Source organism: Stenotrophomonas sp. 05L414_2 (assembly GCF_056397905.1).
Window position 1 is genome coordinate 1 of sequence record NZ_JBFTOJ010000255.1, and the last position, 3,720, is coordinate 3,720.

The 3,720-nt window shown below is 66.3% G+C and carries 4 protein-coding genes; 2 read left to right on the top strand and 2 right to left on the bottom strand.

The features are described from left to right. On the top strand, positions 1-1,703 hold a 1,703-nt coding region (locus tag AC1DJN_RS21090; protein WP_478040095.1), incomplete at its 5' end, for a TonB-dependent receptor. Positions 1,704-1,796: 93 nt separating this feature from the next. Further along, complete coding sequence (blaL1, locus tag AC1DJN_RS21095) at positions 1,797-2,666, top strand: L1 family subclass B3 metallo-beta-lactamase (RefSeq protein ID WP_442251795.1); 870 nt, start codon at positions 1,797-1,799, stop codon at positions 2,664-2,666. A gap of 42 nt (positions 2,667-2,708) precedes the next feature. Here blaL1 and AC1DJN_RS21100 read toward each other — a convergent pair whose 3' ends face one another. Both AC1DJN_RS21100 and AC1DJN_RS21105 read right to left on the bottom strand, forming a co-directional pair. Continuing rightward, positions 2,709-3,251: a DUF411 domain-containing protein gene (locus tag AC1DJN_RS21100; protein WP_442251794.1), complete on the bottom strand. Its 543-nt coding sequence runs from the start codon at positions 3,249-3,251 to the stop codon at positions 2,709-2,711. A gap of 117 nt (positions 3,252-3,368) precedes the next feature. Further along, the coding region (locus tag AC1DJN_RS21105; RefSeq protein ID WP_478040097.1) for a hypothetical protein at positions 3,369-3,720 on the bottom strand (352 nt) is incomplete at its 5' end.

Here is a 3,720-nt window from a genome sequence, read left to right on the forward strand (position 1 = left end):
GTGCCAACGCGCTGCAGGGCATCGGCGGCACCGGCGGCATCGTCAACATCATCACCCGCAGTGCGCCGAGCGAACCGGGTGCTTTCCTGCTGGACAGCAGCCTTTCGCTCACCGCCGCCTCGCCGCGCCGGCGCGATGATGACGGCCAGCGCGCTTCGGCACTGGTGGGCATCCGCGGCGAACAGTTCGACCTCGTGGCTGGCCTCGCCCATGAACGGCAGGGCCTGTACTACGACGGCGACGGCCGTGCGATCGGCACCAACGCGCAGGGCGAACTGATGGATTCGACCTCGACCAACATCTTCGCCAAGCTTGGCTGGAACATCGCCGAAGGCCAGCGCGTGCAGTTGATGGCCAATCGCTACGAACTGCGTGGCCTGGACAATTACCTGCCTGTGGATGGCAACTTCCGCACCGGTCGCCCGGCCACGTCGGTGCCCGGCGATACGCCGCTCGATCCGCCGATGAACCGCTCACGCTCGCTGACCCTGGACTACGGCAATGCCGATCTGTTCGGCGGCCAGTTCCTGGCACAGGCCTTCGCGGTCGATTTCGAAGGGCGTTACGGCGCCAGCCAGTGGGACCCTTGGGGCAACACGGGTGCCAACGCCGCCTGGGACCAGACCCAGAATGAATCAGACAAACGCGGCTTCAAGCTGACCCAGAGCTGGCGTCGCATCGGCGACACCTCGCTGGACGTGACCCTCGGGCTGGATGGCCTGCGCGACCGCACCCATCAGGTGCTGCTGGCCAGCGGCCTGAACTGGGTGCCGCTGACCACCTATCAGAGCCTGTCGCCGCTGTTGCAGCTGCAGTGGTGGCCCACCGACCACGTCATGCTGTCCGCAGGACTGCGTTACGAAAAGGGCGAGCTGGAGGTGGGCGACTACACCACCCTGCCCCGCTACGGCGCACGCAAGGTGGCCGGCGGCAAACCGACGATGAGCGAGACGCTGCCGAACTTCGGCGCGGTCTGGTACATCAATGACCGTCTCAATGCCTACGCGTCGTATTCGGAAGGCTACACCGTGGCCGATGTTGGCCGCGTGCTGCGCGCGATCAATCGCGATGGCCAGCGCGTGGACAACCTGGTGGACCTGTCGCCGGTGGTGTCGGACAACCGCGAGATCGGGCTGGAGTATGACGACGGCCGCTTCAGCGGCGATATCGCGTACTACACCTCCGAATCCAAGCTGGGTTCGGTACTGGTCTATGACGCCGGCATCGATGCCTACAACGTGCAGCGCCAGGCCACGCGGGTGGAAGGCTTCGAGACCAACCTGCGCCTGCGCCTGGGTGACAGCCACCTCGGCATGGGCTATGCCCGCGCCAATGGCCGCTACGACGCCGACCTGGATGGTCGTCTGGAAAGCGACCTGGCAGGCGTCAACATCGCCCCGAACCGTCTGACCGCGTTCTGGGAACAGGGCTGGACCTCGCAACTCAGCACCCGTCTGCAAGCCAGCCATGCCTTCGATCGCGACTTCGACCTGCGCGGCGTGCCGGTGGCCAGCTTCAAGGGCTACACCACGGTCGACCTGGTCGCCCGCTATGCGCTGGGCAAGAGCAGTTTCACCCTGGGCGTGCAGAACCTCGCCAACAAGCAGTACATCACCTACTACTCGCAGACCACGCCATCCAACCCGAGCTACTTCGCCGGGCGTGGGCGAGTGCTTACGCTGGGGTGGCAGTATCGCTACTGAGACATGGCGCCTTATGGGTGCCATGAATTCTATGCGTGACGCGATGAAGGAGGCCCATGCTAGTTTCTGGGCCTCCTACATCGGTGCCCTCCCATGCGCTTGCAGACCCTCGCCATCACGCTCGCTGCCCTGCTTCCCGCTGCGGCCTCTGCCGCCGAACCGACGCTGCCGCAACTGCGTGCCTACACCGTTGATGCCTCCTGGCTGCAGCCGATGGCGCCGCTGCAGATTGCCGATCACACCTGGCAGATCGGCACCGAAGACCTGACCGCGCTGCTGGTGCAGACGCCGCAGGGCGCGGTGCTGCTCGATGGCGGCATGCCGCAGATGGCCGACCACCTGCTGCGCAACATGAAAGCGCGCGGCGTTGCGCCGCAGGATCTGCGCCTGATCCTGCTCAGTCATGCCCACGCCGATCACGCCGGCCCGGTTGCTGCGCTCAAGCGCAGTACCGCTGCGCAGATCGTCGCAAATGCCGAATCTGCGGTGCTGCTGGCACGTGGCGGCAGCAACGACCTGCACTTCGGCGACGACATCACCTATCCGCCGGCAACGGCGGACAGGATCATCATGGATGGCGAGGTGGTCTCGCTCGGTGGCGTCGACTTCACCGCGCACTTCGTGCCCGGCCATACCCCGGGCAGCACCGCCTGGACCTGGACCGACACCCGGGGCGGCAAGCCGGTGCGCATGGTCTACGCCGACAGTTTGAGTGCGCCGGGCTATCAGCTGCAGGCCAACCCGCGCTACCCGCACCTGATCGAGGACTATCGCCGCAGCTTCGCCACGGTGCGCGCCCTGCCCTGCGATGTCCTGCTGACCCCGCATCCCGGCGCCAGCGGCTGGAACTACGCCGCCGGTGCATCAGCGGGTGCCAAGGCAATGACCTGCCAGGACTACGCCGACACGGCCGAACGCAATTTCGACGCGCAGTTGAAGAAGCAACGCGAAAAGCAGCGTTGACCAGGCGCGGCGGCGATCCGCCGCCGCGCCCGCCACACCTTGTCAGCCACCCTGCCCGTGCTGTGCGAAGGGCTGGGTGCTGCCATCGGCCAGCACCAGCTCCACGGTATACGGCTGCACATGGCCATCAGGCATTTCCATGCCCGGAGATCCCGCCGGCATCCCCGGCAGCACCAGGCCACGTGCCGTCGGCCTTTCCTTCAGCAGGCGCTTGATGTCGCTGGCCGGAATATGGCCTTCCACCACGTAGCCACCGATCTCGGCGGTATGGCAGGACGCCTTGCCGGCCGGTACGCCGAGCCGTTGCTTGACCGGATGCATGTCATCGGTATCGCGTATCTCAACCGCGAAGCCGGCAGCCTTCAGGTGGTCGGCCCACACGCCACAGCAACCGCAACTGGCCGTCTTGTGCACGATGGCCAACGGAAGCTCCCGGTCGATCTTCGCTCCGGCCGTCGCCTCGACCGCCGAGGCGGTTGCGGTTGCGGTTGCGGGCGAGGACACGGCCTCTTCGGAGGCACGCACGCAGGCGGTGGCCAGCAGAACGGGGGTGAGTAACAGGCTCAGGGAAAGAATGCGGTTCATGGATCAGGTTTTCCTTTGCAATCGCAGGCGCGAGCGCCTGCCATCCACGCGACGGATGCGCGTGGGTCAAGTAGATGAGGGGTACTGCAGGACGGCAGGTACGCAACCTGCGCGCGATCAGGCGATCGGCGGGCGAATCAGGTGAGGTAGCGCAGGCGCGGGATGAGCCGGCGGCAGCGCGTCACCGGGCACTGCACGCAGCGGCCATGCAGCAAGGCTTGCCGCCGACGGCAGCATGGCCACACTCGCCGGCACGCACTCGCAATCCTCGCTGCTGCACGCGGCTGCGTTCCGTTCATCGCAGCAGGCGGGCGTGACAGAGATCGCAGCGTCGGCGATCTCGTGGGGGCCATCGCAATGACCGCCGCCGGACTGACCGTTGATGCCGCCCGAGGCAAGCGCCAGCGCCGGTGCATTCAGCACCAGGGTCAGGAGCAGCATCAGTCGCAGCAGCAGGCCGGATATATCC

Coding starts and splice junctions, on each gene's coding strand:
- AC1DJN_RS21100 (WP_442251794.1), bottom strand. CDS start 3,251: ATGAACCGCATTCTTTCCCTGAGCCTGTTACTCACCCCCGTTCTGCTG.
- blaL1 (WP_442251795.1), top strand. CDS start 1,797: ATGCGCTTGCAGACCCTCGCCATCACGCTCGCTGCCCTGCTTCCCGCT.